At 58.6% G+C, this 3,352-nt stretch carries 4 protein-coding genes and 1 pseudogene; 2 read left to right on the top strand and 3 right to left on the bottom strand.

Annotation, left to right across the window (positions count from 1 at the left end):
- Positions 1 to 153: 153 nt before the first annotated feature.
- Both U5771_RS34770 and U5771_RS34765 read left to right on the top strand, forming a co-directional pair.
- Positions 154 to 975, top strand: a complete 822-nt coding sequence (locus tag U5771_RS34770; protein WP_322028127.1) for an NAD(P)-dependent oxidoreductase — start codon at positions 154 to 156, stop codon at positions 973 to 975.
- Between the two features lie 172 nt (positions 976 to 1,147).
- Positions 1,148 to 2,163: pseudogene (locus U5771_RS34765) on the top strand (IS481 family transposase).
- A gap of 115 nt (positions 2,164 to 2,278) precedes the next feature.
- Here the strand turns inward: U5771_RS34765 and tnpB are convergent.
- The 3 genes from tnpB to U5771_RS34750 form a co-directional block, all read right to left on the bottom strand.
- Positions 2,279 to 2,644, bottom strand: a complete 366-nt coding sequence (tnpB, locus tag U5771_RS34760) for an IS66 family insertion sequence element accessory protein TnpB (RefSeq protein ID WP_322028128.1) — start codon at positions 2,642 to 2,644, stop codon at positions 2,279 to 2,281.
- A gap of 8 nt (positions 2,645 to 2,652) precedes the next feature.
- On the bottom strand, positions 2,653 to 2,862 hold the full coding sequence (locus U5771_RS34755) for a hypothetical protein (RefSeq protein WP_322028126.1): 210 nt from the start codon (positions 2,860 to 2,862) through the stop codon (positions 2,653 to 2,655).
- 72 nt (positions 2,863 to 2,934) lie between these two features.
- On the bottom strand, positions 2,935 to 3,352 hold a 418-nt coding region (locus tag U5771_RS34750), incomplete at its 5' end, for a transposase (protein ID WP_322028125.1).

Below are 3,352 nucleotides of genomic sequence, written 5' to 3'. Positions count from 1 at the left end.
CTAGTTGTCTCCGAACTGCTGGTTCCTGGTTGCCGCAGACTTTGGTGTGCACCGAGAGGTGCGGCTCGATCAGGTTATAGCAAGTTTTCACAAGCCGAATCCGGGACCTCTCGGTAGCCTGTGATAGAACCAACAGCCCAATGGTCGTGCTCCGTGACAAGCCTCAAAGACAAGACTCTCTTCATTACCGGCGCGAGCCGCGGCATCGGTAAGGCGATTGCGTTGCGCGCAGCGCGTGATGGCGCAAACATCATCGTCGCCGCGAAGACATCGGACCCGGATCCTCGTTTGCCAGGCACGATCCATAGTGCAGCAGAGGAGATTCGTGCGGTTGGCGGCCAGGCGCTGCCTCTAGTGGTAGACGTACGGGAGGAGGAGCAGGTTCGGCGCGCCGCTACTGCGGCGGCGGAACACTTCGGGGGCATCGACATTCTCGTGAACAACGCGAGTGCGATCAATTTGTCCGGCATCGATAATTTGCCGATGAAGCGCTACGACCTGATGATGGATATCAATGTGCGCGGAAGCTACCTGTGCGCACAAGCATGCCTACCGTACCTGCTGAAATCGTCAAATCCGCATGTCTTAACGCTGTCGCCTCCAATCAATCTGAGTCCAAAGTGGTTTGAGCAACATGCGGCATATACGACGTCAAAATATGCCATGAGCATGATCTGCTTTGGGCTTGCGGCTGAGCTGCGCAATCACGGCGTTGCTGTCAATGGTCTGTGGCCCCGGACCATCATCGGGACGAGCGCCTTGAGCATCGCAACACCTGGCCTGGAACAGAAGGCTCGCACCCCGGACATCATGGCGGATGCCGCGTGGCATATCCTGACCACCCCAAGCAGAGAACTGACGGGCACGTTCATGCTGGACGAGGACGTGCTGCGAGCGGCAGGCGTGGTCGACTTTTCGCGGTATCTCGTCACTCCGGGAGCAGAACCGGAGATTGACTTATTCGTAGATCGGTGACGCTACAGGAAGGAAGCCGGGAGTGGCCATGCGTGACGACAATGCAGAACTTGCGCGGCGGAGTCTGCAGGCGGTGTGGCACCCATGCACACCGCTGCGACTTGGCGATCTTAGCTGTGTGATTCATGGACATCGTTTCAACTAATATGGGACGATGGAGCGCGAAATCTCGATGCGATTACGTTGGGTCCGCATGTATCGAGAGACCGGCAACGCCGGTCTCGTGTGCACGCGTTGTGGCATCTCTAGGCCAACGCTTCGGAAGTGGCTGCGCCGCTACCAGGAAGCGGGAGAAGAAGGTCTTCGCTCTCAAAGCCGTCGCCCTCTGTCTAGCCCGAATCGAAAGGTCTCTGACGCAGATCGGGCAACGATTCTTCGCCTGCGGGCTGAGCGCAAGGGGGCACGGCGGATTCAGAACGAATTGCGTCTGCACGAGCAAAGAGAACTATCCCCTGCGACCATTCACAAGGTTCTGTGCGAAGCGTCAGTGAAGCCGTTGGTTCGCCCTAGGAGGCCGGCACAGCCGAGGCGCTACAGCCGTCCGGTTCCCGGAGACCGCGTCCAGATGGACACGATGAAAATTGCACGAGGCGTCTACCAGTACACGGCCATCGACGACTGTTCGCGCTTTCGTGTACTGGCCGTCTACCCGCGTAGAAATGCCCGAAATACGCTGCTTTGCCTTGATCGTGTCATCGAGGAAATGCCGTTTCCAATTCAACGTATCCAGACCGACCGCGGCGGCGAGTTCTTCGCTGAATCTGTGCAGCGGTGCCTGATAAACGAGTGCATCAAATTCCGGCCAATTCCACCGCGCTCGCCGCACCTCAATGGCAAGGTTGAACGTTCGCAACTTACTGACCTGAACGAGTTTTGGTACCACCAAGCCCCGACAGAGCAAGCAATCGACTCGCGAATCGAAGAGTGGCAGTTCGACCACAACTGGCGTCGGCCACACGGCTCACTCGGTGGAAAGACTCCTGTTGACCACATTGCGGAGCTGGGTGAAATCACACCTCTCGCGGAGGAGGTGGAAAGTGCGTACGACGAGCAGAAAGAGCGAATTCGGCACCGCGAATGGCGGGTCGACAAGTTCCTCGGCGAACATCATCGGCGCGTGTCGGAACCCGTGCCCCCTATCGGCGCCACGGTTCCGATACGGCAAAGAAACGGCCTTCAAAAAAGTGAAACGATGTCTGCGAATCGCACACTTTACCGAGCTTTATGTCGGCCGATTATCGGAATGTCGGCTACGCGAACATCTGGGCGCATGCCCCGCTCGAAGTCTATAATCAGTTGCCAGTCACCAACAGCGATGGCGTAGATGCTTCCATCGCATACACTTTGGGCGCCTGGACAACACGGTGCAATAGCGTCGGGGGTGCTTCTGGATCACGGCGAGATCGATGCCGTTGAGCAACCAATGCAACTGCTCGATGCTCAACGGTATCGTCTCGCTTCCAGACGGCCAGATGAACCGGTCTGCCTCGAGCCGCTTGAGGAGCGGCCAGAAGCCGTTGCCGCCCCAACCGAGAATCTTGATGCGGTCGCGGCGCCGGTTGCCGAACACGAATAGGGCCGACGCCATCGGGTTCAGGCTCATTGCCTGTTCGACGAGGATCGACAGTCCGTTGATGCGCATCCGGAAGTCGACAGGCTCACGATACAGCTAGACCTTCAGTCCTTCGTCGAACCGGAACACAGCAGCCTCCCGAGCATCTGGACGAGGGTCGTCCGTTCCTCAAAGCTCGTCTGGCCCAGTTCCAAGGCAACGCTTTTGGGCAGGCGTACGTTCAGCGAGAACATCGTGGCCGGTTTGGCCAGAGCGAGCGTCGCCGCGGTTGGGACGACATGCACAAATTCCGGCTCCCCTGGTACAGGAATCATCGATGGTTCGATGGGCGTCTCGCGCGATGCTTCTCGTGCGGGTCCGACTGACCTGAGTAACCGTGTTGAATGTCAAGCTGTGAGAGGTTGATTTTGAGCATTCAGGTGGTTACGGGCGATGGCATTTAGGTGCGTGATGAGCTTGCGCATGCAGGCGATCAAGGCCACTTTCTTGGGTTTGCCTGCGGCAACCAAACGTTCGTAGAAAGCGCGGACGGCCGGATTGAATCGAGTCGCGGTGAGCGTCGCCATGTACAGCGCGCGCCGTACCTCAAAGCGCCCGCCGGCGATGCGTCTACGGCCTCTGATGGAACCAGAATCCTTGGCATAAGGTGCCACGCCGACCAAGGCGCAGATTTGGCGCCGATTGAGACGACCCAGTTCAGGCAATTCCGCAATCAAGGTTGTCGCGGCGACGCGGCCCACGCCCGCCACGTCCTGCAACAGCTTGGACATGACGGCGCGGTGCTGCTCGACGTGACGGAGCATC

It is taken from the genome of Burkholderia sp. BCC1977, assembly GCF_905339595.1.
Lineage (GTDB): Bacteria > Pseudomonadota > Gammaproteobacteria > Burkholderiales > Burkholderiaceae > Burkholderia.
Note: the sequence above shows the minus strand (reverse complement) of the source record. Positions and strands in the feature narration are given on the sequence as shown.

Coding starts and splice junctions, on each gene's coding strand:
- U5771_RS34755 (WP_322028126.1), bottom strand. CDS start 2,862: ATGATTCCTGTACCAGGGGAGCCGGAATTTGTGCATGTCGTCCCAACC.